18 protein-coding genes are annotated in these 24,536 nt (G+C 68.2%); 9 read left to right on the forward strand and 9 right to left on the reverse strand.

Annotation, left to right across the window (positions count from 1 at the left end; translation table 11 throughout):
* Positions 1 to 21: 21 nt before the first annotated feature.
* Positions 22 to 1,137 carry a beta-galactosidase BglB gene (gene bglB, locus D5S08_RS03835; protein ID WP_121115720.1) on the forward strand — a complete coding sequence of 372 codons (1,116 nt, stop codon included), beginning with the start codon at positions 22 to 24 and terminating at the stop codon, positions 1,135 to 1,137.
* 99 nt (positions 1,138 to 1,236) lie between these two features.
* Positions 1,237 to 2,751 (forward strand): MFS transporter, encoded by a 1,515-nt coding sequence (locus D5S08_RS03840; protein ID WP_121115722.1) that lies wholly within the window; start codon positions 1,237 to 1,239, stop codon positions 2,749 to 2,751.
* A 52-nt stretch (positions 2,752 to 2,803) separates the two neighbouring features.
* On the opposite strand, the gene D5S08_RS03845 is transcribed toward D5S08_RS03840, so the two are convergent.
* From D5S08_RS03845 to rhmD, 5 genes are read right to left on the reverse strand one after another with little or no spacing between them, the layout of a single operon-like run.
* Positions 2,804 to 5,566, reverse strand: a complete 2,763-nt coding sequence (locus D5S08_RS03845) for an exo-rhamnogalacturonan lyase family protein (RefSeq protein WP_121115724.1) — start codon at positions 5,564 to 5,566, stop codon at positions 2,804 to 2,806.
* A 54-nt stretch (positions 5,567 to 5,620) separates the two neighbouring features.
* Positions 5,621 to 6,526 (reverse strand): amidohydrolase family protein, encoded by a 906-nt coding sequence (locus D5S08_RS03850; RefSeq protein ID WP_121115726.1) that lies wholly within the window; start codon positions 6,524 to 6,526, stop codon positions 5,621 to 5,623.
* A 16-nt stretch (positions 6,527 to 6,542) separates the two neighbouring features.
* The gene (locus D5S08_RS03855) at positions 6,543 to 7,295 is read right to left on the reverse strand and encodes an SDR family NAD(P)-dependent oxidoreductase (RefSeq protein ID WP_121115728.1); all 753 of its coding nucleotides are present in this window, start codon (positions 7,293 to 7,295) and stop codon (positions 6,543 to 6,545) included.
* Positions 7,292 to 8,149, reverse strand: a complete 858-nt coding sequence (locus tag D5S08_RS03860) for a 2,4-didehydro-3-deoxy-L-rhamnonate hydrolase (RefSeq protein ID WP_121115730.1) — start codon at positions 8,147 to 8,149, stop codon at positions 7,292 to 7,294. The genes D5S08_RS03855 and D5S08_RS03860 overlap by 4 nt, the downstream gene beginning before the upstream one ends.
* Before the next feature lie 13 nt (positions 8,150 to 8,162).
* Entirely contained in the window at positions 8,163 to 9,350 is a 1,188-nt protein-coding gene (gene rhmD, locus D5S08_RS03865; RefSeq protein WP_121115732.1) for an L-rhamnonate dehydratase, read from the reverse strand.
* A 150-nt stretch (positions 9,351 to 9,500) separates the two neighbouring features.
* Between rhmD and D5S08_RS03870 the strand changes: the two genes are divergently transcribed.
* A complete protein-coding gene (locus tag D5S08_RS03870; protein WP_121115734.1) occupies positions 9,501 to 10,331 on the forward strand; it encodes an IclR family transcriptional regulator in 831 nt (276 codons plus the stop codon).
* A gap of 25 nt (positions 10,332 to 10,356) precedes the next feature.
* Positions 10,357 to 11,124: an L-rhamnose 1-dehydrogenase Lra1 gene (locus D5S08_RS03875; protein WP_121115736.1), complete on the forward strand. Its 768-nt coding sequence runs from the start codon at positions 10,357 to 10,359 to the stop codon at positions 11,122 to 11,124.
* Between the two features lie 45 nt (positions 11,125 to 11,169).
* Here D5S08_RS03875 and D5S08_RS03880 read toward each other — a convergent pair whose 3' ends face one another.
* The 3 genes from D5S08_RS03880 to D5S08_RS03890 are packed head-to-tail and all read right to left on the reverse strand — an operon-like array spanning position 11,170 to position 14,373.
* Complete coding sequence (locus D5S08_RS03880) at positions 11,170 to 11,982, reverse strand: FadR/GntR family transcriptional regulator (protein ID WP_241557212.1); 813 nt, start codon at positions 11,980 to 11,982, stop codon at positions 11,170 to 11,172.
* A gap of 46 nt (positions 11,983 to 12,028) precedes the next feature.
* Entirely contained in the window at positions 12,029 to 12,601 is a 573-nt protein-coding gene (locus D5S08_RS03885) for an NUDIX hydrolase (protein ID WP_175578866.1), read from the reverse strand.
* Entirely contained in the window at positions 12,598 to 14,373 is a 1,776-nt protein-coding gene (locus D5S08_RS03890) for a DUF885 domain-containing protein (RefSeq protein ID WP_421757446.1), read from the reverse strand. The genes D5S08_RS03885 and D5S08_RS03890 overlap by 4 nt, the downstream gene beginning before the upstream one ends.
* Positions 14,374 to 14,533: 160 nt before the next feature.
* On the opposite strand from D5S08_RS03890, the gene D5S08_RS03895 reads away from it, so the two are divergent.
* Both D5S08_RS03895 and D5S08_RS03900 read left to right on the forward strand, forming a co-directional pair.
* A complete protein-coding gene (locus D5S08_RS03895) occupies positions 14,534 to 15,631 on the forward strand; it encodes a COX15/CtaA family protein (protein WP_121115740.1) in 1,098 nt (365 codons plus the stop codon).
* The gene (locus tag D5S08_RS03900) at positions 15,628 to 16,386 is read left to right on the forward strand and encodes a hypothetical protein (protein WP_126665484.1); all 759 of its coding nucleotides are present in this window, start codon (positions 15,628 to 15,630) and stop codon (positions 16,384 to 16,386) included. Before D5S08_RS03895 ends, D5S08_RS03900 begins: the two co-directional genes overlap by 4 nt.
* Before the next feature lie 19 nt (positions 16,387 to 16,405).
* Here D5S08_RS03900 and D5S08_RS03905 read toward each other — a convergent pair whose 3' ends face one another.
* Positions 16,406 to 19,165, reverse strand: coding sequence for a DUF5695 domain-containing protein (locus D5S08_RS03905; RefSeq protein WP_121115744.1), 2,760 nt, complete (start codon positions 19,163 to 19,165; stop codon positions 16,406 to 16,408).
* 127 nt (positions 19,166 to 19,292) lie between these two features.
* On the opposite strand from D5S08_RS03905, the gene D5S08_RS03910 reads away from it, so the two are divergent.
* The 3 genes from D5S08_RS03910 to D5S08_RS03920 are packed head-to-tail and all read left to right on the forward strand — an operon-like array spanning position 19,293 to position 24,513.
* Positions 19,293 to 21,674, forward strand: coding sequence for a glycoside hydrolase family 127 protein (locus tag D5S08_RS03910; RefSeq protein WP_121115746.1), 2,382 nt, complete (start codon positions 19,293 to 19,295; stop codon positions 21,672 to 21,674).
* Positions 21,671 to 22,717 (forward strand): Ldh family oxidoreductase, encoded by a 1,047-nt coding sequence (locus tag D5S08_RS03915; protein ID WP_121115748.1) that lies wholly within the window; start codon positions 21,671 to 21,673, stop codon positions 22,715 to 22,717. Before D5S08_RS03910 ends, D5S08_RS03915 begins: the two co-directional genes overlap by 4 nt.
* Entirely contained in the window at positions 22,714 to 24,513 is a 1,800-nt protein-coding gene (locus tag D5S08_RS03920) for a DUF885 domain-containing protein (protein ID WP_241557213.1), read from the forward strand. The genes D5S08_RS03915 and D5S08_RS03920 overlap by 4 nt, the downstream gene beginning before the upstream one ends.
* Positions 24,514 to 24,536 lie beyond the last annotated feature (23 nt).

Here is a 24,536-nt window from a genome sequence, read left to right on the forward strand (position 1 = left end):
TCAAACAGGAGTTATCCAGACGTGGCCGCCCTCAATCACGATATCCCGCAAGCCCAGGTGACCGACGCGATCGGGCGGCTGATGCACAACCTCGTCAACATCAAGGACGAGACCGGCGAATTCCTGCTCCATCTGGAGGACGGCCGCATCATCGACACTAAGGGCTGGGCCGGCTGGGAATGGACCCACGGCGTCGGCCTGTTCGGCATGTGGCGCTATTACGAGCAGACCGGTGATACGGCCGCGCTCGACATCATCAAGGGCTGGTTCGCCGACCGCTTCGCCGAAGGCACGCCGACCAAGAACATCAACACGATGGCCCCGTTCATCACGCTGGCCTATCTGTACGAGCGGGAGCCGAACCCGTCCTACATACCCTATCTGGACACCTGGGCCGAATGGCTGATGGCGGATGACGGCCTGCCCAAGACGGAGGAAGGCGGCTTCCAGCACATCGTCTACAATGACGAGAATCCGGGCGAGATGTGGGATGACACGCTGATGATGAGCGTGCTGCCGCTAGCCAAGATCGGCCTGCTGCTGGACCGCCCGCATTATGTGGAAGAGGCCAAGCGCCAGTTCCTGGTCCACATCAAGTACCTGTTCGACAAGAAGACCGGCCTGTGGTTCCACGGCTGGGACTTCAACGGGCGGCACAACTTCGCCGAAGCCCTGTGGGCGCGCGGCAATTGCTGGGTCACCATCGCGATTCCCGAGATCATCGAGATCCTGGACCTGAAGCCGGGCGACGCCTTCCGCACCTTCCTGATCGACACGCTGGAAGCGCAGGTAAAGACCCTGGCCGCAACGCAGGATGCCGACACCGGCCTGTGGCACACGCTGATCGTCGATCCCTCCAGCTACCTGGAAGCATCGGCCACCGCCGGCTTCGCCTACGGTATCCTGAAGTCCGTCAGGAAAGGCTACCTGCCGCGCCATTACGAGGCTGTCGGCATCAAGGCGGTCGAGGGGGTGCTGGCTAATATCAGCGATGATGGCGAGCTGCAGCAGGTGTCCTTCGGCACGGCGATGGGCGACACGCAGCAGTTCTACAAGGACATCGCGCTGACCTCCATGCCTTACGGCCAGAGCCTGGCCGTGCTGGCGCTGGCCGAGTTCCTGCGCACCTACATCTGATGGCGACCGGCCGGCGGGTGGCAGCACCCGCCGGCCTCTTGCGACACTGAACCGGGCGCCGGCAGCAGACCGGCCGCATATAACAGGAGAGCAGCGGCCATGGCCCTGACCGGCAACTTCGCCACCACCGGAACGCGGCCGGTCCGCTGGTACAACTTCGCCGCCTATGGCGCGAACGACATCATGGGCGCCGGCTCCATGGCCGTCATCAGCGGCTGGGTGCTGTTCTTCTACACCACCTTCTGCGGGCTGGAGGCGTGGCAGGCCGGCCTGATCTTCACCGTGGCGCGCATCCTGGATGCCATTGCCAGCCCGCTGATCGGGCACCTGTCTGACAACATGGCCCATACCCGCATCGGCCAGACGATCGGCCGACGGCGCATCTTCATCCTGGCCGCCATCCCGCTGCTGCCCAGCTTTGCCATCATGTGGGTCAGCGGGCAGAGCTTCTGGTACTATCTTGCCACCTATGTCCTGTTCGAGCTGGTCTATGCGATGGAGATCATCCCGTACGAGACGCTGGCGGCCGAAATGGGCAAGGATTACAAGACCAAGGCCAAGTTTGCCGGCATCCGCATCCTGTTCGCGCAGGCCAGCGCGATCCTGGCCGGCTTCCTGCCGGGCATGCTGATCGAGGCGCTGGGCGAACAAAGCGCCGATACCTTCCTGTATATGGGCATCCTGTTCGCGGTGCTGTTCATGGTCACCGCGACGCTGCTGTTCCTGTTCAGCTGGGAACGCCCGCCTTCCGAAGTCGCTGCGATCCGGCAGGGGGAGGCGAAGCTGAGCCTGTGGCAGGCGTTCCGCGCGCTCTACGCCAATCTGTTCTCCACCCTGCGCATCCGGGCCTTCCGGCTGCATTTGGGCATGTATCTGGGCGGCTATATCAGCCAGGACGTGTTCAATGCCGCCTTCACCTTCTTCGTGGTGTTCGCGCTGGCAGGCACCATCACCGCCGCCTCCACGCTGCTGGGCACGATGTATATCGTGCAGTTCGTCGCGGTGATGATCGCCATCACCATGGCGCTGCGCTCCAGCCCGGCACGCGCCTACCAGCTGGCGGCGCTCAGCTTCGCCATCGGCGTGATCGTGCTGCTGGCGATGTGGTCGGCCGGCGTACGTTCGGGCAGCGCGCTGCTCTGGATCCCGATCCTGTTTGCGGGCCTTGGCCGCGGGGCGCTGAACTTCATTCCCTGGGCGACCTACAACTACATGGCGGATGTGGACGAGCTGGTCACCGGGCGCCGGCGCGAGGGTGCCTTCGCCGGGGTGATGACCTTCGTGCGCAAGGTGACGCAATCGGCGGCGGTGGCCGGCGTCACCGCGGTGATGAGCTTCGGCGGCTTCGTCTCCGGCGCGGAGGTGCAGAGCGAACAGGCGATCAACACGCTGGCGCTGGTGCTGGGCATCGGCACGATCGCCATGCTGATCTTCGGCGTGCTGGTATCGCTGCGCTTCCGCCTGAACGCGCAGACGCACCAGGTGCTGATGACGGAGATCGATCGCTTCAAGGCCGGCGGCACCGGCGAACCCGATGCGGCCACCGTGGCCATTGCAGAGGATCTGACCGGCTGGCGGCACAACCAGCTGTGGGGCCGCAACCCGCTGGGTTGATGGCCGCCTGTCCGGGATGGTCCTGCGACATCCCGGACAGCACGCCCGGCCCTTACCGGCCGGGCTGCGCAACCGGCGGCGCAGCCGGCAGCTGGTCGCCGATCAGCGCCAGGTTCTGGATCGCGGCAAGGCCCCACTGGCTGGCGGCGTTGGTGCTGACATTCGCCGCCTCGTCCACGGGGCGTAGCACGGTTGGGCCATCCAGCCGGCGCAGGCTGCCCGCCACATCCATGCGCAGCCCGGCATCGGCCCCGTAGAACTCGCCCCAAGCACGCTGCGCCAGCGCCGGATCGCCCAGCTGACGCGCGGCATAGGCGGTCAGGCGGGAATGGCCCTGCCCCAGGTTGCGCCCACGCCGGCGGGCACCCGTCATTGCCTCGAACTCCGCGTCAGAGGCGTTGTAGGCGACGCAGTAATCCAGCCAGACGCGGCGATATTCCGGCACGTCCAGCAGGCTCAGCAATTCCGAATTGACCTCCACCGCGCCGAACACCGCGTTCAGGTGGCTCATGCTCACCTCGTCCCCCGGCCCGGTGAAGCGCCCGGTGGCGAGGTCGTAATTGGCGCCGCCGGCGAACCACCCCTTGGGCAGCGCGGCGATGGAGGTCATTCCTGCCACGATCCGGTCGCGCCAGCGTGTGTCGCCGGTCCGCTCCCATTCGGTCAGCCATGCCGCCGCCAGCGAACACCAGGATGTGCCGAAGCTCATCTCCACCTCGCCCTCGCCGGCATTGGTCTGGACCGTCCCGCCATTGCCGACCTCCTGCCCCGCGGGCCGCGCGCCCACCTTGCGGCCGATATCCACCCGGGTCAGCGCCTCGTCACCGGCCAGGCATTCGCGCAGCAGGTCGCCGGTGCGCTCGTCCGCGGTCAGGTAGTAATAGATGCGGCGATAGGCGGCGGTGGAGACGCGCGGCTGCTTGGAACTGTCCGCCCAATGCTGCACGCCGTGGCGCGTGCCCAGGCCCTTCCATGGGCCGAGGTGGTAGCAGTCGACCTCCCCCGTGTGCCGGGTCATCGCCTCCGCCAGGCGGAAGATGGCCGCATCGCCGCTGCGCAGATAGGAATACCACAGCCACAGATCGGGGGAGAGCTCGCTGTTGGCCCAGGCGAAGCCGCCGATGTCGTAGCGCCAGACATGCCGGTCCCGGTCATAGGTGTGCATCCAGTCGCCATAGGACCAGAAGCCGTACCAGCGGCGCTGTTCCACCTGATCGCGGTAGAAGTTCAGCAGGAAGTCGTTCTGGTCCTCGATCGCGGCCCGCGCCGGGGTGGAGCGATCGATGGGCGCCCAGTCGCCGAACAGGCCCGCGGCCTGCAGTGCGGCCGGTTCCGGCATCAGCCGGGCAGGGGTGGCGAGATTGTGCGCCATCTGCGCCAGCCGTTCCGACGAAGGCGTCGCGGGCAGCGCCCACAGGGTGAACTCGGTGGTGCGAGCGATGCCGGTCGGCGATCCCCAGCCGGGCTCGTAATCCTCGTAGGTGACGTCCAGCCCGCGGTTCTGCTCGACATAGGATTCATCCATGCCGAGCCCGTCATGGTAGAAGCGCAGGTCCATCGCCGGGGCGTCGGGCGCATGGTACCACAGGCGGAAGGTCGCCGTGTCGGTCTGCGCATCGCGGATGTCGAGCCGCACCGGGCAACGCTGCCAGAAGTCACCTTGACCGAAGGCGACGCCGCCGGCCGGACCGCCGACATAGCCCAGCCCGCGCGCCCGTTCGCCGCCATCCACGTCGATCCAGCCATGGCCGCTCTTGGTCCGCTTCACGATGGTGAAGCCGTCGGCATTGGGCTGCGACAGGGTGAAGTCGCCCCATTCGGGAATGAACTGCAGATTGCCCCGCACGCTATCGGACATCTGATCCAGCGGCGGCGTGCCCTGGCCGGCGACCTGCGCCTGCCGGAACTCCGCCCCGGGATCGCGGCGCAGGCCGGTCAGCGGGCGCACGGCTTCGGCCCAGATGCCGTCATCGCTGCCGGCGAAGCGCACATGGCGGTCGTGGCTCTCCCCGCGCATCGGCACCTGCCCGGTCAGGCCCAGCCCGCGGATAAAGTCGCGGTCCGCATCGCCATCGAACACGAAAGAATGGACGATCCGCACGGCGGACGATCCGGCGTGAAAGTACAGCCGCAGGGTGAAGGGCAGCCAGTCGCGACCAGCCCCGCGGTGGACGCCCGAGACGCGGACCGTGGCACGCACCGGGCCGGTCTGCTCGATCTCCGCGCTTCCGATCACGCCGTCGAACCGGGTCAGCGGTGCGCCCTCGCCCAGATCGGCCTCGGCCTCCGTCTGGCTGCTGGCGGTCAGCCCCACATCGCGCAGCACCTCCGCGTCGCCGCGGCGGGCGGAACGGATGATGGCCTGCCCGCTGCGGCCCACGGTCCATACCACCGGGCCATTGGTGATCTCGATCCCGTCGCCACGCTCCACCGCACGAACTGGTTCAGCGGGAGCGGCGGGGCGGCCAGGGGCAATGGTCAGGGCGGCGGGATCGCCGCTGCCGCCGGGAAAGGCGTGGCCCGACCATTTCACCGTGCCGTCCGGCCAGCGGGCCGTGACCCAGCTCTGCATCGGCACCGCGCCGCCGCCCGCGCCGGTCGCGGCGAAGCTGGTACGGGCGGGCAGCACGCCGCGCGGCCAGGCGGCGCCGCAGGTCACGCCATCCTGTGCCGGCGGCGGCGTGCCGTCCAGCCAGCGCAGGGCCTGCGGCCGGTTGCGGCTCTCCTGCGCCCACAAGGTTGCCGGGCTGATCGCGAAGGCGGCACAGCCGGCAAGCGCGGTGGACTGCACGAAACGTCGGCGGCTGATGGGCATGAATGTAATCCTCTCGTGGTGACCCCGCCCCGCTTGCCGGGTTTCGGGGTCCGGTCAGATCTCCAGCTCGAGGCCGTAGATCCGGTTGGCGTTGCGCCCCCACAGGTCGCGCCGTTCATCGTCCGACAGGGTGTCGGCGATGTGTTCGTAGAATTCGAGATAGGCGGTCAGCGGCGCGAACAGCTTGTCCGTGGGCGTGTCGCTGGCGAACATGCAGCGATCGGTACCGAACAGCTCGATCACCTCCAGCAGCAGCGGGCGCATGGCATCGGGCGTCCAGTCGCGCTGCGCGAAGCCGAGGCCCGACAGCTTCACCGACACATGCGGCTGCGTGGCCAGCGCCGCCATGCCGGTGCGCCATTCGGCCAAGCCGTCCGGATCGCTCAGCACCGGCATGCCCATATGATTGATGATCACCGGCACATCCGGGTGGCGCGCGATCACCTCTGCCAGCCCCGGCATCTGTGCGGGGTAGCATTGCAGGTCGAAGCGCAAGCGGTGCTTCTCCAGCATCGCAAAACCCGCCTGCCACTGCGCATCGCGCGTCCAGTCCTGCGGAGTGTAGGTGCGGCGGGGATCGGCATGCCAGTTCACGATCTGGCGGATGCCGCGCACGCGGCGGTGCGCCGCCTGCCGCGCCAGCAGGTCGCCAACCGCGGGATCGTGCAGCGGAGCGTAGGCGACGATGCCGGTGGGCACGCCGGTGTCCCCGGCCAACCCTTCCAGCCATTCGGTCTCGGCCAGCGCATGCGCCGGGTCGGCACCGGCATCGACATGCACACTGCCGGCCAGGTTCCAGCCCGCCACATCCGCCAGGTAATCGGCCGGCGTGTAATGCCGCGCAATCGCCTCGACACTGCCATTGGGGCCGTCATCGGCAAAGGGCGGCATCAGCCACGAATAGTGCAGGCGATCCAGCTGCCACAGATGGATGTGGGCATCCACGAAGGGAACGCGCATCGCCTGAACTCCCGTATCAGTAGGTGGTGCGCCCGCCCGACGTGTCGAACACGGAGGCCGTGGTGAACGAACATTCCTCGCTGGCCATGAAGCACACCATCGCGGCGCTTTCGCTCACTTCGCCCAGCCGGCCCATGGGGATCTTGGAGCGCATGTAATCGACCTGGCTCTGCGGCAGCTGCGCCAGGATCGGGCTTTCGAAGGTGGCCGGCGTCAGCGCATTGGCGATCACGCCCTTGCCCGCCAGTTCCTTGCCCAGGCTCTTGGTCAGCCCGATCACCGCCGCCTTGGATGCGCTGTAGGCGCTGGCGTTGGGATTGCCTTCCTTGCCGGCCACGCTGGCGACATTGACGATCCGGCCGTAGCCGCCCTCCAGCATGAAGGGGACGATCGCGCGGTTGCAATAGAACAGGCCGTTCACATTGACGTCGATCACCCGGCGCCAGCTGTCGAGCGGATATTCATGCACCGGCGCGGTCGCACCGGTGATGCCGGCGGAGGCGATCAGGATGTCGATCCCGCCCAGAGCCGCATGGGCATCGGCCGCCGCCTGCTCCACCGCCGCCTGGTCCGACACGTCCAGCGCCACCACATGGGTCGCGCCCGACTGCTCCTTCGCGGTGGCCAGCGCATCGGGGTTCATGTCCCACAGGCATACGCTGCCGCCTTCGGCCACGATCCGGGTGGCGACCGCCAGGCCAAGGCCTGACGCGCCGCCCGTGATCACCGCCCGGCGGCCGGCAAAGCGCCCGCTATAGGCGCCGCTCATGCCGTCTTTCCCAGACGCGCGGGATCGAACGCCACGACCTGCTGGCGCTGCGTGCCCAGCTTGGCGATCGCCAGTTCCATGACGTCGCCATCCTTCAGGAAGATCTTGTCCGGCTTCTTGCCCTCGCCCACACCCGGGGGCGTACCGGTGATCAGCAGGTCGCCCGGCATCAGGGTGACATATTCGCTGGCGTAGGAGATCAGCTCCGCCACGTTGAAGATCATGGTGCGGGTGTTGCCGGTCTGCATGCGCTGGCCGTTGACGTCCAGGCTCATGTCCAGTTCCTGGCAGTCGCCCACCTCGTCCGACGTCACCAGCCACGGACCGGTCGGGCAGAAGGTGTCATGCCCCTTACCCTTGGACCACTGGCTGCCGCGCTCCTTCTGGTTGAAGCGTTCGGACACGTCGTTCACCAGCACGAAGCCGGCAACGGCGTCCAGCGCCTCGGCTTCGGGCACGTAGCGGCAGGTCTTGCCGATCACCACGCCCAGCTCCACTTCCCAGTCGCCATGCGTGGAGCCCTTGGGCAGCATCACGTCGTCATAGGGGCCGGACAGGCTGGACAGCGCCTTCATGAACATCATCGGTTCGGTCGGGATCGGCAGGTTCGATTCGATCGCGTGGTCGCGATAGTTCAGGCCGATGGCGACGATCTTGGTCGCGCCGGCGAAGGGCACGCCCATGCGTGGGCTGCCCTCGACCAGCGGCAGGCTGGCGGGGTCGATCCCGGCCAGCTGGTCCAGCACGTCGACGGTGATGTCGCTGACGGTGCCCGACAGGTCGCGCAGGGCGCCGTCGGCATCGATCAGGCCCGGCTTCTCGGCGCCGGTGGGGCCGTAACGGCACAGCTTCATGGGTTTTCGGTCCTTATCGCGTGTAGGGGCGGTGCAGCGGCACGTCGCGGTTCAGTTCCACGCCGAAGCCGGGCTTGTCGAGTTCGCTGGCGCGGATGCGGCCGTTCACCGGCACCGGCTCGCCCAGCAGCTGCGGCGCGAACATCGGCACCACTTCCGTCGGCCCCGGATGCATCATCAGGAATTCGGCGAAGGGCGAATTGTGGCGCGTGATCACGAAGTGGTAGGAATAGACGGACGATCCGTGCGGGATCATCATAACGCCGCGGCTGTCGGCGTAATTGGCGATCTTGATCAGTTCGGTCACGCCGCCGCACCAGCCCACATCCGGCTGGATGATGTCGCAGCATTCCATGTCCATCAGCATGCGGAAACCCCAGCGGGTCGCTTCATGCTCGCCGGTGGTGACCAGCAGGCCCGGAGGCGCGTTCTTCTTCAGCTGCTGGTAGCCCCAGTAATCGTCGGGGCTCAGCGCCTCCTCGATCCACTTCAACCCGCATTCCTTGTAGGCGCGGTGCGCCAGGCGCGTGGCGTAGTCGATGTCCAGCGACATCCAGCAATCGTACATCAGCCAGAAATCGTCGCCGCACTTGGCGCGCATGTCGGCCAGCAGGGCGATGTTCTTGTCCATCCCCTCCAGCCCTTCGGCCGGGCCGTGATGCAGCGGCAGCTTGCCACCGATGAAGCCCAGTTCCTTGGCCACGTCCGGCCGCGCGCCGGTGGCGTAGAACTGCAGTTCGTCGCGCACGGCACCGCCCAGCATGTGATAGACCGGCTCGCCGCGCAGCTTGCCCAGCAGATCCCACAGGGCCAGGTCGACGCCGGAGATGGCGTTGATGACCAGCCCCTTGCGGCCGTAATATTGAGTGGAGAAGTACATCTGGTCCCAGATCTTCTCCACCTCCACGGGGTTGCGGCCCTCCAGAAAGCGGGCGAGGTGCTTCTCCACGATGTAGCAGGCCGGCTCGCCACCGGTGGTGACGGCGAAGCCGATCGTGCCGTCCTCCGCCTCGATCTCCACCACCAGCGTGCCCAGCACGTTGATGCCGAAGCTCTGACGGCTTTCGCGGTATTCGGGGTAGCGCGCCATTGGCGTGGCAATGTGATCGTCGATCCAGTGCCCGCCCGGCTGGTCATGGTAATCGGCACCCTTGCCGCGCGCCACAAAGGCGCGGACATGCTTGATCCGGGGCAAATTCATGCTGGCAGTCTCCCCCTCAACCCTATACGTCCCACATCATGGGATGGTAGAGCGTCCTATGATGTATGACCACATACCATTGTGCTGGTCTGCGGCAATGATTGTAGATCGGCCTTGCGCCTTTCATATAATGGGATAGGGTATTATTAGATGGAACATGCCCCGTCAATTGACTCCCGCAACGGCGATGGCGAAAGCGACGAAGCGGACGCCCGGGCCGGCAAGGTGCCTGCCGGAAGCCAGACTCTGTTACGCGGGCTGGACGTGCTGGAAGCTGTCGTCGCCGGCCCTGTCTCGCTCAGCGATCTGGCCGGCGGATTGGGACTGACCCGTTCCACCACGCACCGGCTGGCCAATGCGCTGATCGAACGGCGTTATCTGGCCATGGCGCCGGGCCGCGGGTATCAGCTTGGCCCCAAGCTGCTGGAACTGGGCTTTCGCGCGCAGCAGCAGATCGACCTGGTGCAGGTCGCCCGCTCGCGGCTGGAACACTTGGCCGACCGGTCGGAAGACACTGTGCATCTGGGCGTGCGCGACGGCGACCGGGCGCTGTATCTGGACAAGATCGCCGGCCGCCGGCGCATCGCCATTTCCAGCCGCGTGGGCGACCGCCATCCGCTGACGGCCACGGGCCTGGGCAAGGCGCTGCTCATCGACGAGCCGCGCGCGGCGTGGGAGGCGCTGTTCGCCGCCGATCAGGCCGGCGGAGCGGTGCCGATCGCCTGGGATGTCTGGCACGATCGCATGCAGGGCTATGTCCAGGTCGGCCGCGCCTTCGACCTGGAGGAGAACGAGGACCAGATCCGCTGCGTCGCCGCGCCGGTGCGCGACGTGACGGGGCGGGTGGTCGGTGCGCTGAGCGTGTCGAGCGCCGCGCAATACATGGATGACCGCCGGATGGAGGCGCTGACCCGCGACGTGGTGGAGACCGCCCGCCAGGTCAGCGAGGATCTGGGCTGGAGCGGCAATTCCCCCCGTTGAAGATTTCACATATGAGGAGAGTTGAATGACCCGTCTGCTGGAAGGCAAGACCGTGCTCGTCACCGGCGCTTCGGCCGGGATCGGCCGCGCCGCCGCGATCGGCGCCGCGCGCCACGGCGCCGATGTGGCGATCAATTTCAGCCGCGACACCGCCGGCGCGGAATCCGCCGTGAAGGAGATCGAGGCGCTGGGCCAGCGCGGCCTGGCGGTGCAGGGCGACGTGTCCGATCCCGAAACCGCGACCGCCTTCGTCAAGGCGGCGACCGATGCGTTCGGCAAGGTGGACGTGTTCGTCAACAATGCCGGTATCTGCCCGTTCCACGCCTTCCTGGACATGCCGGTCGAGACGTTCGAGCGGACCATGCGGGTCAACCTGCACGGCGCCTATTTCATGGTGCAGGCGGCGGCGAACCAGATGGTGAACCAGGGCCATGGCGGCGCGATCATCGCCGTGTCCTCCATCAGCGCGCTGGTCGGCGGCGAGTACCAGACCCATTACACGCCGACCAAGGCGGGCCTCCATTCGCTGATGCAGTCCACCGCCATCGCGCTGGGCCGGCATGGCATCCGCTGCAATTCGGTGCTGCCGGGCACGATCCTGACCGACATCAACAAGGACGACCTGGCCGATGCGGAGAAGCGCGACCGCATGGCCGCCCGCGTGCCGCTGGGCCGGCTGGGCGAGCCGGACGATCTGGCGGGCCCGATCGTGTTCCTGGCCAGCGACCTGGCGAAATACGTCACCGGCGCGTCGCTGCTGGTCGATGGCGGCGCCTACGTGAACCTGCAGTAGGCGGCCATCGCGGTGGGAGCGATCCCGCCGCCCATGCCCGGAGCCCTACTCCATCGTATGCGCGATGCGGGCCTTGCGCGACAGCGAGGCCCGCCGCGCTTCCTCGATCGCGCGTTCCTCCGTGGCGAACAGCAGGCTGTCCAGCACCGCGTTCAGGTGCGCGCGCATGGCGGCCCGCGCCGCGGCCGGATCGCGCGCTTCCAGCGCCCGCAGGATGGCGGTGTGCTCCTCCACCACCGGCTGGATATTGGCCGCGCGCGCCTTGGCATACAGCAGTGCGGTTTCCGGCGAGGCGGCGCGCAGGGCCCACAGATCCTCCACGATGCGCAGCAAGGCGGTATTGCGGCTGGCCCGCGCGATCAGCAGGTGGAAGTCGCGGTCGGCGCTTTCCGTCCCGGCATGCCGCGCATTCTCCTGCGCGATCCCGTCCACCAGCGCCGCCAGCTGCGCCAGCTCCTGCGCATCGATCTGCGCGGCGGCAAGGCCCGCCACTTCCGGCTCCACCAGCAGCCGCGCTTCCGTCACCTCGAAGGCGCTGACCGCGAAGGCGGCCGGCTCCGCACCGTCGGGCAGGGCCTTGAGATAGGCGCCCGAGCCCAGCCGCACCTCGATCAGGCCCTGCACCTCCAGCGCGATCAGCGCCTCCCGCACGGTGGGCCGGCTGACATCGTAGCGTTGCGACAATTCGCGTTCGGGCGGCAGGCGCTCGCCCGGGCGGACGCCGGCTTCGGCCAGGTCGGCCAGCAGGGTGCGCGCCAGTTCCTGGTACAGCCGGTCACGCCGCGGCGCCCCCGATCCCGGCTCCGCCCCGCTGCTGTCCCGCGCCGCCTGACGCGGCATGCTGCCCGTATCGTTCATGTCCGCTTTCATGCGTGGCAATGCCGCCAATGGCAACGACCGACGGTCAGCCAGCCGCCCACAGATCGGGGCGGCGAAGCATCAGCGCCTGCGCCAGGATCAGCGTCTTGGCGTCCGTCAATGTGCCGCCCAGTGCCAGTTCGCGCAGATGGTCCAGGCCGATCTCGTGCACGGTGATGCACTCATCCACTTCCGACCCGCCACCCGCGCCGCTGTGCTGCGCCGCATCGTAGGGGGCGAGGTAGAGCTGCACCCGCTCGGTCGAGACAGGGCACATCGGCCAGATGTTGCTCACTGGCTCCAGCGCGCCCAGCTGCAGGCCGGCCTCCTCCCACGCTTCCTCCACGATCCGCTCCGCCGGCGCCGCACCGTCCAGATTGCCGGCGATCGCCTCCAGCAGAGGCGGCTCGCCCGCGGCGATCACGGGCGCGCGCGGCTGGCTGACCAGCAGGCAGACGCGCCGGGCGGCATCGTAAGGCAGCACCGCGACCGCCAGCCCGTTGTCCAGCAGGTGCCGTTCCGCCACCACCCCGCCGGGCAGCGCCAGCTCCAGCCGGTCCAACCGGTACCAGCCATCATAGACCCGGGTGCGGGCGACGATGCGCGCCTCTGCCGTCACGCGCCCTCCTCGCCATGCACCGGGGGTCCGCCCGCGGCGATCCAGCGGTCGACCTGCTGTTCCAGCACCGGCAGCGGGACCGAGCCGAGATCCAGCACGAGGTCATGGAACCGGCGCTGGTCGAACCCGGCGCCCAGCGCGGCTTCCGCATCGGCCCGCTTGCGGCGGATGGTCAGCTCGCCCAGCTTGTAGGCCAGCGCCTGCCCCGGCCAGCTGATATACCGGTCCACCTCCGTCTCGACCTCGTGCCGCGAGAGGGCGGTGCGGTCCGCCAGATAGGCGATCGCCTGTTCCCGGCTCCAGCCATAATGGTGGATGCCGGTGTCGATCACCAGCCGCGCCGCGCGCCACATCTCGTATGTCTCGCGCCCGAACCGTTCATAGGGGGTGCGGTAGATGCCCATGCCGATGCCCAGCCACTCGGTGTACAGGCCCCACCCCTCGCCATAGCCGCTGAAATAGGTCTGCCGGCGGAAGGCGGGCCGCGCCGGACCTTCCAGCGCGATCGCCGCCTGCAGGCTGTGCCCCGGATTGCATTCGTGCAGCACCAGGGCAGCGATGTTGTACAGCGGGCGCGAGGGCAGGTCGTGCGTGTTCATGTAACACGCCTCCAGCCCGCCCCGGCCCGCGGTGTAGAACGGCGCAATCGCCGCGGGGACGGGCAGGATGGTGAAGCGATAACGCGGCAGGCGGCCGATGACGTTCTTCAGCTCGCCATCCGCCCGCTTGCTGATCAGCGAGGCATAGCCCAGCAGCTCGTCCGGGTCGCGTGCGGTGAAGCGCGGGTCGGTGCGCAGGAACTGCAGGAACTCCGCGAAAGTGCCGGTGTGCCCGGCCTCCGCCATGGTGACCTGCATCTCCGCCTCGATCCGCCCCACTTCGGACAGGCCGATCGCGTGGATCTGCTCCGCCGACAGCTCCAGCGTGGTGTATTCGCGGATCTGCGCGGCATAGAAGGCCGGGCCATCCGGCAGGTCGCGCGCGGCCAGCGTGGTGCGGGTCTGCGGCAGGTACTCTTCGCGGAAGAACGCCAGCAGCTTCTCGTAGGCGGGCACCACCGCGCCGGCGATCACCGCCTTCGCCTCTGTCTGCAGCGCAGCCTGCTCAGCCGCCGGGATGCCGGCAGGCATGGCCACGAAGGGGGTCCAGAAGGGGTTGTCCTGCGGCTGCGCCACGGCATGTGCGGCGATGGAGGCGTCCCGTCCTTCCAGCGTCACCCGGGGCACGCTGAACCCGCGGGCGAGGCCGGCGCGCATATTGGCGATCTGTTCATCGAAATAGCGCGGCACGTCGCGCATCCGGCCCAGATAGCGGCGATAATCCTCCGCATCGGCGAAGGCCCGCTGGCCGGCCAGGTAGGACCAGAAATTGCTGTCGGCGTTGAGCGGCATCTCCCAGTCGCGATGCTGGCCGTTGGCGACGAACGCCTCCAGGCTGGTGCGCAGCACGGCGGCGTTGATCTGCTCCTCCGCGCTCAGCCGGTCGAGCGGGATCGTGTCCAGCTCCGCCAGCGCGGCCTGCCAGTAGGCCAGCCGCTCGGCCTGCGCCGCGGGATCGACGCGCGGCAGGTGATCGGCCGGCTCGTCGCCCCCCTCGCCATCGGGCACCTGCGCGAATTGCTGCTGCCGCCAGCTCCATTCGCGTTCGTACAAAGCGCGCAGGCGGGCATCCGCGTCGGTGGTGGCGAGGGCGGGCGCGGGTGGCTGCTGCGCCTGGGCCGGCAGGGCGGCGAAGGGCAGGAACAGCGGCAGCAGGAAGGCGATGGGGCGCAAGGGCGGCAAACTCCGGTAGCATGATGCGGCAGGGACGCGATGGGCCCTGCCTGCCCGCAGCGGCGGCCGGCGACAAGCACCGGCGGAGTCTTCGTGGCCGCGTTTACCTTCTTCTACCGCGAGACTTGCGATTTTCGGCGCGTATGCCAACACCCACGACATGGTTACACGCACCAGGGGCAATGCGCACGCCGGCTCCCGTAACGGCCCTGCCGTCCCGTCCACCGCTTCCGGCGGGCCCAGGCCGCTGACCGTGGCGCGGTGGTTGTGGATCGTGGCGGCGCTGGTCGTGCTGATGGTCGTGGTGGGCGGCATCACCCGCCTGACCGAAAGCGGCCTGTCGATCACGCAATGGAAGCCGGTGACCGGGGCCATTCCGCCGCTGACGCAGGCGCAGTGGGAGGCGGAGTTCGCCGCCTATCGCCAGATCCCGGAATATGTTCAGGTCACTGGCCCCGCCGGCATGACGCTGGCCGATTACCAGTTCATCTATTTCTGGGAATGGGCGCACCGTCTGCTGGGCCGGGTGATCGGCCTGGCCTTTGCGCTGCCGCTGGCGTGGTTCTGGGTGCGACGGGCGATCCCCGCCGGTTATGCCCCACGGTTGCTGGCGCTGCTGGCGCTGGGGGCGCTGCAAGGGGTGTTCGGCTGGTTCATGGTCCGGTCCGGGCTGGCGGGCACGCGCACCGATGTCAGCCATTTCTGGCTGTCGATCCACCTGCTGACCGCCCTGTTCACGCTGGCGGGGCTGGTCTGGACCGCGCTGGACCTGCGCCGGCTGCATGCCACCGGCAACCCGGCCGCGCGGTCGCGGCTGACCGGTGCCGGGCTGCTGGCAGCGGCGGTGCTGTTCGTGCAGCTGCTGCTGGGCGCCTGGGTCGCCGGAATGGATGCGGGGCATGCCAGCGACAGCTGGCCGCTGATGCAGGGGCAGCTGGTGCCGGACCTCGGCTGGAGCCAGGGCGTGCTGTGGACGCTGATCAGTGATCCATTCGCCGTGCACTGGCTGCATCGCTGGTGGGCATGGGTCGCGGTGGCGGCGCTGGTGGTGCTGGCGCGGCGCGTGCGCGCGGCCGGGTCGCGGCCGGCCTCCATCGCCATCCATAGCGCTTTCGGCGTGCAGATCCTGCTGGGCATCGCCACCGTGCTGACCGGCGTCGCCCTGTGGATCGCGGTGCTGCACCAGCTGGTCGCCGCGCTGCTGGTGATCGCCACCGCCTGGGGCGTGCATGTGATCGGACGGACGCGCAGGGCATGACGGCCGGCAGACGCTCCCTGATGGGGCATGTCGCCGTGCTGGCGCTGCTGGCGCTGCCGATGCCGGCGCTGGCAGGGGCGGACCAGGCGCTGGCGCCGCCCCCGGCGGACGGGCCGCCGCTGCGGTTCGATCCTCCGGCCACGCCCATGCTCTATACCCGTCGCCTGCAGCGGGAACTGAAGGACGGCAAGCTGTTCGTCGTCACCCGGTCGTTCGCCATCCGGTTCGAACGCGCGGAAGGCGGTTTTCGCGTCACGGGGGAGCAGGTGGCGGTGGAGGTGGACGCCCCGCCGCAGCTTGACCGCTTCGTGCAGATGGAGCGGGAGCGGGTGGAGGACGGCCTGTTCCCGCTGCAGCTGACCGAAGCGGGGCAGATCGTCGGCCTGAAGAAGGTGGCGCCGGCGGAGCAGCTCGACGATGCGATCGCGCAGGTGCTGGCCACCATTGCGGAGGTGGTGAAGCCTGCCGCAGATGCCGAGCAGCTGGGCCGCTTCGCCCGCGCGATCCACGAAAACGCGCTGCTGCTGCTGACGACACTGCCCCCCGACCTGTTCGCGCCCGAACGTGCGCAGCACCAGGAAAGCCGCACGCTGAACCTGCCGGATGGCAGTGAAGGGGTGGTCACGGCCAGCTACCGCATGGCGCGCGCGCCCACGACCGGCCTGCTGACCGAAGCCCAGCGTGAGGTCATCACGGTGGTCGGCGGGCACCACAAGCGCACGGTGGAAAGCTGGACCCTGCAGCCGCTGCCCTGAACCCGGCTGGCTGCCGGGATCAACCTGGGACGAGCGTGATGCTGGTGGGCTCGGCGCCCAGGCCGATGCTGCGGCCGGAACGCTCCGGCGTCCCAGCAGTGGTGGTGTAGGGGCGGCCGCCCGGCGTGGTCGTTTCCAGCATCAGCCGGGCCGTTGCCGTATTGGCACTGGCCGGATCCAGCGTCAGGCTGACCGCGCCGCTGCTTGTGTCGTAAGCGGCGCTGGCGATTCGCCCGGCCTCCAGCGTGATCCACAGCCCGGCTGGCGCGATGAACAGCCGCCGGCGGGCACCGTCGCGCGGGCGGATGCGCAGCGTGCTCCCGTCATGTTCGACATCGCCGCCGAAGCCCAGCCAGCCGAAGCGCGGATCGGCCACGACATAGGTCGCCGCCGTGATCGCATGGCCATAGAAGCCCATGCCGTAATCGCCGGTGATCGCATCCCATCGCATCATGTCCGGCCAGGCGTGGAAGGCGGCCGAACCGAAGCCCTGCTGGTCGATATTGGTGATACCGCCCATCATCCCGCCATAGGCGACGCGCAGCAGATGCAGATCATCCGGGTTGCGGCGGAAGGCTTCGAACAGCGGCACCGCGTTCAGGGCGGAACCGTAATGGTGGATCTGCCGCTCTATGCGCGAGACCTTCCCACCATACAGGAAGTCCCAGTACCGGCGGGCATTGCCATTATAGCCCCAGCTGGGAATGGTCGGGTCATAGCCCAGGATCACCTCCCGCGTGATATCCGCCTGCGGCTGGTAACCGAAATGCCGCATCCAGGCATGAACCTCTGGCTGGCCGGTGGAATCCCACGCCATCTCGCTGCCGAAGGGGTAGCGCAGCGTGCGCCAGTGATCCGCGCGCGCCTTCATCACCCGTTCCATCTCCGCCGCTTCGGCTACCATGCCTTCGCGCTGCAGATCGGTCAGGATGTCGAGGAAGACGTCACCCTCCATCTGCCCGTACTGGGCATAATGCGGTGCGTCGCGTACCATGGCGATGCTCGTGCGGTAGGCCCAGTCCAGGTAGAACCGCCAGTCATGCCGCGTCACAAGGCCGGTCGTATTGCGGGCGAGGCGATAAAGCACCCAATGGCCGATCGCGACATGCGGGTAATTGTAGGACCGGCCGAGATCGTCCGCCCCTTCTTTCGACCATGATGCCCAGGTGCTCCAATCGATCGCGGGATCGTAATGGTCGGGGAACTGCACCGGATCATAGTAGAACAGGCTCTTCTTCACGCCGCCGGCCTGCGGACCCGCGTCCACCTGCAGCCGCCCCAGCACGGTCTCGTCCACCAGCCGCTCCAGCCGCGCGACCTCTTCGGGTACGGGATGGTCGAGCTGCTTGATCATCGCCGCGACCCACGGGCCTGCGCCGCCTTCGTCGCTCATGCCCGCGACCCAGACGCGCGGATCCTGCGTGATGATGCGGTCCTGTTCCCGGTCATAGGACAGGATGGCGGGGGAGCGGTGGAACGGGTCGCCCTGCCCTTCGAACCATTGCGCAGTGGTGGTGAAGCGGCCCAGATCGGCCACCACCTGGTCCAGCGGCTTGGTGATGAAGTAGCTGACGGTCTGCTGCTGCCCGTCGGCATAGGTGACGGTCATCCGCGCCCGGCCCCAGCCGCTGGCTGCCACCTTGTAGCGGGCCCAGCCCGCGCTCCCGTCCGTGCCGGACCCGTCCGGCGTGGCGGTAAGCGCGCCGGCCGGAAAGCTGTCGATCCGCGCCACGCGGGACGGGGCGCGCAGGAACAGGCTGGCGATCTGGTCCGTCGGCAGGACATAGCCGGGAATGCCGATGGCGACCGGCCGGTCATGCGCGACCAGCGTATCCTCGATCGCCCGGATCGACGGGGCGGTGACGAAGCGCAGGCCGATCGTGCGGCTTTCGCCAGGGGCCAGAATGATGCTGGTGGGCTCGTTCCACTGCTGGCCGGCGCCCGCCCATTCGCGGGTGGCAAAGCCCTTGCTGGCGACCGTCCAGTCGTAGAACCCTTCCGCGGTCTGCCTGCGCGCGGTGCGGTCGGTGAAGATGTCGCCCGCCGGCGCGCTGTCTGCCTCCAGGATCGGGCGATAGGCTTCCAGCGGCGTGCCGCGTTCGGGCAGGACCAGCAGGGCGGGCCCTTCCCCGTTCAGCCGCGTCACCTGCATATAGCCCGCGTCGCGGCCGATATAGGGATCGGCGAAGCTGGCCTGGGCATGGGCCTGATCCAGGTCGCGATCGGTGATGATGTTGTCGAACACCATCGGCAGGCCCAGGCCGCCGATCTCCACCGGCTGGGCGCTGGTGTTGCTGATGGAGAAGCGCATGCCCAGCACTCCGTCTTCCTGCGTCCAGCGGCGCTCCACGCGCAGGGGGATGCCCGCCCCCATCGATGCGGTGATGTCGGCCGCGGCCAGCACGCCGCGCCTGGTCGGCAGGGCGGCGATCTGCTGCCGGGCATGGGCGGAGGAGAAGTCCTGCCACGCGCCATCGCCGCTGCGCAGGCGCAGATGGATGTCACCCACATGGACGTAGCCGTCGCCCGCCCGCTCCGCCAACCGGCCGGATGGCACGAAGTCGAACCCGGCCTCACCCTCCGGCGACAGGCGCGCCAGCGTCTGGGTGTCGGTTCTCAGGGCCAGGTCGAAGCCGGCCACCCGCAGGTCGAATTGCGGAGGGGCCGCGGCGGCCGGTGGTGCCGTTTCCGCATGACCGATCCCGCCACCGAGCGGCGGCAGGATCGGCAGCACGGCCAGGGAAACAAGCAGGGACGATCGGGTGAACAGGCGCTTCATGGGGATACCTTCATCCGCCACCCACCGATGTCAACGATAATATACGATATTCGAAACTGGCGTTGAAGCTTGACTCGCGCCCGTGCCGGATGTTTGTATAGTATACGATATTCTGGGAGAGATCGGCATGAAGATTACCCGGCGCAACTGCCTGGCCGGCGCGGCAACCGTGGCGATCTGCGCGATGTGGCTGCCTGCGAATGCGCAGATCGTCACCCCCAGGCTGCCGATCAGGGCGCGTCCCCTGCCGCTGACCGATGTGCGGCTGCTGCCGTCCGACTTCGCCACGGCGGTGGAGGTCAATACCGACTACCTGCTGTCGCTGGATGCGGATCGTTTCCTGCACAATTTCCGCAAATATGCCGGGCTGGAACCGCGCGCGCCCATCTATGGCGGCTGGGAATCCGACACGATCGCCGGCCACACCCTGGGCCATTACATCACCGCGCTGGTGCTGGTGTGGCAGCAGACCGGCAATGCGGAATGCCGCCGCCGCGCCGATTACATCGTGGACGAGCTGGCCGCATGCCAGGCGCAGCGGAGCGACGGCTATATCGGCGCGCTGGGGCGCAAGCGGAAGGACGGCACGATCGTCGACGGGCAGGAGATCTTCCCGGAGGTGATGCGGGGCGAGATCAAGTCCGGCGGCTTCGACCTCAACGGATCATGGTCGCCGCTCTACACCGTGCACAAATATTTCGCCGGCCTGCTGGATGTGCATGCCGCTTGGGGCAATGCCCGCGCGCTGCAGGTGGCGACCGGGCTGGGCGGGTATTTCGAACGGGTCTTCAGCGCGCTGGACGATGCGCAGCTGCAGGAGATGCTCAACACCGAATATGGCGGGCTGAACGAAAGCTATGCCGAGCTGTATGCCCGCACCGGCGATGCCCGCTGGCTTCGCGTGGCGGAGCGGATCTACGACAACAAGGTGCTGGACCCGCTGGTGGCGGGGGAAGACAAGCTGGCCAATTTCCACGCCAACACGCAGGTGCCCAAGCTGATCGGGCTGGCGCGCATCCACGAACTGACCGGAGATCCCGACCCGGGCCGCGCGGCACGCTTCTTCTGGGATCGGGTGACGCAGCATCACAGCTACGTCATCGGCGGCAATGCGGACCGGGAATACTTCTTCGAGCCCGACACGGTGGCACTGCACATCACCGAGGCGACGTGCGAACATTGCAACACCTACAACATGCTGCGGCTGACACGGTCGCTGTTCTCCTGGCAGCCGGATGGCGCCCTGTTCGACTATTACGAACGCGCGCATCTCAACCATGTCCTGTCGGCCCATGATCCGTCCACCGGCGGCTTCACCTACATGACCCCGCTGATGAGCGGGACGGCGCGCGAATATTCGCAGCCGGGGGAGGATTCCTTCTGGTGCTGCGTCGGATCGGGCATGGAAAGCCATTCCAAGCACGGGGACTCCATCTTCTGGGAGGGCGACGACACCTTGTTCGTCAACCTCTATATCCCCGCAACAGCGCGCTGGGCGGACAAGGGCGCGCTGCTGTCCATCGCCACGCAATATCCCTTCGAACCGGAGGTGCGCATCAGCCTGGACGAGGTGCGGCAAGGCCGGTTCCGGCTGGCGCTGCGGATCCCGGCCTGGGCCGGCGACAAGGCGGGCGTGACGGTCAATGGCGAGCCGGCCACCCCGGTCATGGCCAATGGCTATGCGATGCTGGACCGCCGCTGGCGCAAGGGCGACGTGGTCGGACTGACCCTGCCGCTCGACCTGAGGCTGGAAGGGGCGCCGGGCGCGCCGGACGTGGTGGCGGTGGTGCGCGGGCCGCTGGTGATGGCGGCCGACATGGGGCCCAAGGAAGTGGAGTTCACCGGGGTCGAGCCGGCCATGGTCGGCGATGATCCGCTGGCCGCCTTCGCCGCGCTGGTGTCGGACCGGCCGCGCTTCCGCGCCACCGGCGTGATCCGCCCCGCCGACCAGACCTTTGTCCCCTTCTACAGCCAGCATGACCGGCGCAGCGCGGTCTATTTCCGGCGCTTCACCGAAGCCGGCTGGCGCGATCAGGAGGCCGCCTTCCTGGCCGAACAGGCCCGCCAGCGCGACCTGGCGGCCCGATCCGTCGACATCATGCATCTGGGCGAGATGCAGCCCGAACGCGATCACCGGCTGGTGTCCGAGATTTCCTATCCGGTGTCCTATCGCGGCCGCAACGGGCGCGACGCACGATCCGGCGGGTATTTCGAATTCGCCATGAAGGTGCGGCCGGGTCCGCTGCTGCTGCAGGCGACCTATTGGGGTGGGGAGCGGGAGCGCAGCTTCGACATCCTGGTCGATGACGTGAAGATCGCGACGCAGACGCTGAACCATGACGAGCCGGGCAGCTTCATCGATGTGGAATACAAGCTGCCGGAGGCGCTGACGGACGGCAAGGAAGAGGTGAAGGTCCGCTTCGTGCCGCATGATCGCAGCTCGGCCGGGCCGGTCTTCGGGGTGCGCCTGTTCACCGTCGCACCGGCCCCGCAGGCCAGCGACACATGACCGGCCATCCGGCCGACGAACCGCCGGTCGCCCTGTCGATTGGCGAGGCGCGCGATCTGGCGCGGCGGGTGCTGGGCGCCTGTGGCCTGGCATCCGACCACGCGGCTGCGGTGGCGGAGACCATGGTGCGGGGGGAGCGGGATGGCTGCACGTCGCACGGCCTCTACCGCCTGCTGGTCGCCGCCCGATCGGTGGAGCAGGGCGTCGCCGTGCCCGATGCGGTCCCGCAGGTGACGGAACCGGCGCCGGCGCTGGTGCGGGTGGATGGCGGGGGCGGCTTCGCGCAATTGCCGTTCGAACGCGGCATGCCGCTGCTGGTGGCCAAGGCCCGCCGCTATGGCATCGCCGCCCTGGCACTGAACAATGCCGTCCATTTCGCGGCCCTGTGGCCGGAGGTCGAGGCGCTGGCGGAAGAAGGGCTGGTGGCGCTGGCCTTCACCCCCAGCCATGCCTGGGTCGCGCCCGAAGGGGGCACGCAGCCGGTCTTCGGCACCAATCCGATCGCCTTTGCCTGGCCCCGGCCGGGCCGCGCGCCGTTCGTGTTCGATTTCGCCACCAGCGCCGTGGCGCGCGGCGAGATCGAACTGCATCGCCGCGCCGGCAAGCCCGTTCCGCCTGACTGGGGCTATGATCCGCAGGGTCAGCCTTCCACCGATGCCGAGGCAGTGCTGGCCGGCGCCATGCGCACCTTCGGCGCGCACAAGGGCTCCGCCCTGGCGGCGATGGTGGAGCTGATCGCCGGCCCGCTGATCGGGGACATGACCAGCGCGGAATCGATGGCAGCCGATGAAGGGCGCGGCGGATCGCCGATCGGTGGCGAGCTGATCCTGGCGATCGACCCGGCCGGCTTCCTGGGCGCGGGCGTTTCCGACCATCTGGCGCGGGCGGAGGCGATGTTCGCCGCGATCGAACAACAGGGCGCCCGCTTGCCCGGCACCCGCCGGCTGGCCGCGCGCGCCCGTTCCGACACGCAGGGGCTTGCCATACCGGCGCAGGTGCACCGCGACATCATGCAGATACTGGAAGGAAGGCCCCCCAAATGATTGCACGCCATTACCGGATGGCGGGGGCTGCCGGCTCGCTGATGCTGGCCACGCTCGCCCTTCCCGCGTCGGCCCAGATGCCCGCGCCTGCCGCGCAACAGGCGCCGGCCGCATCCGCGGCGGACCAGCGGTTCGAAGCCATCTACACCGACGAATATGCCTGGCGCCAGAGCCAGATGGGCGCGAACGAGGACACGCCCACTGGCGTCAAGGTCGTGCTGCCCGACGTCGGCCTGGCCGCGCAGGCTGATCGGCAGGCCCGCTGGGAGGAGACCGCCCGGCAACTGGCCGCGATCCCGCAAGCGGAGCTGTCACCGGAGAACCGCGTGAACCTCGCCGTCTATCAGGGCCAGATCGACGCGCTGCTGGCCGAACAGCGGTTCCGCGATTTCGAAAAGCCGTTCAATGCCGATACCAGCTTCTGGGGCAATCTGATCGGCTGGGCCGGGCGACCGCTGCGCGACCGGGCGGCGGCGGACAATTACCTGCAGATGCTGCGCGAACTGCCGCGCTATTACGACCAGCAGATCACCAACATGCGGGCGGGGCTGGCGCGCGGCTTCACCGCCCCGCAGGTGACACTGGCCGGCCGCGACACGGCGATCGCCAACGTGGCCAGCGCCGGCAGCCCGGAACAGACCGCGTTCTGGCAGCCGCTGGCAGACCTGCCCGCCACCATCCCCGCCGCCGAGCAGGACGAGCTGCGCAGCCAGGCCCGGCAACTGATCGCGGAGGGCGTCATCCCCGCCCATGCCGCATTGCTGACCTTCATGCGTGGCGAGTACGAGGACGGCGCGCGCACCACGCTGGCCGCCTATGCCCTGCCCGACGGCGAGGCCTATTACCGGTCCAAGATCCGCGAATTCGTGACGGTGGACCGCAGTGCGGAGGATATCCACCAGACCGGCCTGGCGGAAATGGCACGCATCCGGTCACGCATGAACGAAGTCATGCAGCAGGTCGGGTTCGATGGCGACCTGCCCGCCTTCCTGAACTTCCTGCGCACCGATCCGCAATTCTACCCCAAGACGCCGGAAGAGCTGCTGTATCGCGCCGCCTGGATCGCCAAGACCTTTGACGGCAAGGCCGACCAGTTCTTCGGCCACCTCCCGCGCAGCCGCTTCGCCATCAAGCCGGTGCCCGACGACATCGCGCCGTTCTACACCGGGGGGCGCGGCGGGCCGGGGATCTATCTGGTCAACACCTATGACCTGCCCAGCCGCCCGTTCTATTCCCAGATCGCCCTGACCCTGCACGAAAGTGCGCCGGGCCATGCGATGCAGATGCCGCTGTCGCTGGAGAACGAAAGCCTGCCCGCCTTCCGCCGGGAGACCTACCTGTCCTTCTATGGCGAGGGCTGGGCGCTGTATTGCGAGGCGCTGGGCGAGGACATGGATATGTACGAGACGCCGTACGACCTGTTCGGCATGCTCAGCTATCAGGCATGGCGCGCCTCGCGGCTGGTGGTGGACACCGGCATCCACGCCAAGGGGTGGAGCCGGGAACAGGCGCAGGATTACCTGCGCGACAACACCGCCATGTCGGAACACGAGATCGAGACGGAAGTGGACCGCTACATCTCGTGGCCCGGGCAGGCGCTGTCCTATTACATGGGCTATCTCGCCATTGCCGATGCCCGCCGCCGGGCGGAGGAGGCGCTGGGTCCCCGCTTCGATATCCGCGCCTTCCACGATGCCGTGCTGGCGCTGGGCGCGGTGCCGCTGCAGGTGATCGACACGCGGATCGACCAGCTGATCGCAGAGGGCGGCGCGGGCCCGTACACCACCGACGAATAGCTTTTGCCCTTGGCTTCGCAGCC

Origin of the sequence: Croceibacterium ferulae (genome assembly GCF_003660445.1) — a bacterium.
Lineage (GTDB): Bacteria > Pseudomonadota > Alphaproteobacteria > Sphingomonadales > Sphingomonadaceae > Croceibacterium > Croceibacterium ferulae.

Coding starts and splice junctions, on each gene's coding strand:
- D5S08_RS03900 (WP_126665484.1), top strand. CDS start 15,628: ATGACGGCCGGCAGACGCTCCCTGATGGGGCATGTCGCCGTGCTGGCG.
- D5S08_RS03875 (WP_121115736.1), top strand. CDS start 10,357: ATGACCCGTCTGCTGGAAGGCAAGACCGTGCTCGTCACCGGCGCTTCG.
- D5S08_RS03840 (WP_121115722.1), top strand. CDS start 1,237: ATGGCCCTGACCGGCAACTTCGCCACCACCGGAACGCGGCCGGTCCGC.
- D5S08_RS03895 (WP_121115740.1), top strand. CDS start 14,534: ATGGTTACACGCACCAGGGGCAATGCGCACGCCGGCTCCCGTAACGGC.
- D5S08_RS03855 (WP_121115728.1), bottom strand. CDS start 7,295: ATGAGCGGCGCCTATAGCGGGCGCTTTGCCGGCCGCCGGGCGGTGATC.
- D5S08_RS03910 (WP_121115746.1), top strand. CDS start 19,293: ATGAAGATTACCCGGCGCAACTGCCTGGCCGGCGCGGCAACCGTGGCG.
- D5S08_RS03850 (WP_121115726.1), bottom strand. CDS start 6,526: ATGCGCGTTCCCTTCGTGGATGCCCACATCCATCTGTGGCAGCTGGAT.
- D5S08_RS03905 (WP_121115744.1), bottom strand. CDS start 19,165: ATGAAGCGCCTGTTCACCCGATCGTCCCTGCTTGTTTCCCTGGCCGTG.
- D5S08_RS03870 (WP_121115734.1), top strand. CDS start 9,501: ATGGAACATGCCCCGTCAATTGACTCCCGCAACGGCGATGGCGAAAGC.
- D5S08_RS03915 (WP_121115748.1), top strand. CDS start 21,671: ATGACCGGCCATCCGGCCGACGAACCGCCGGTCGCCCTGTCGATTGGC.
- D5S08_RS03860 (WP_121115730.1), bottom strand. CDS start 8,149: ATGAAGCTGTGCCGTTACGGCCCCACCGGCGCCGAGAAGCCGGGCCTG.
- D5S08_RS03920 (WP_241557213.1), top strand. CDS start 22,714: ATGATTGCACGCCATTACCGGATGGCGGGGGCTGCCGGCTCGCTGATG.
- D5S08_RS03880 (WP_241557212.1), bottom strand. CDS start 11,982: ATGAACGATACGGGCAGCATGCCGCGTCAGGCGGCGCGGGACAGCAGC.
- D5S08_RS03845 (WP_121115724.1), bottom strand. CDS start 5,566: ATGCCCATCAGCCGCCGACGTTTCGTGCAGTCCACCGCGCTTGCCGGC.
- rhmD (WP_121115732.1), bottom strand. CDS start 9,350: ATGAATTTGCCCCGGATCAAGCATGTCCGCGCCTTTGTGGCGCGCGGC.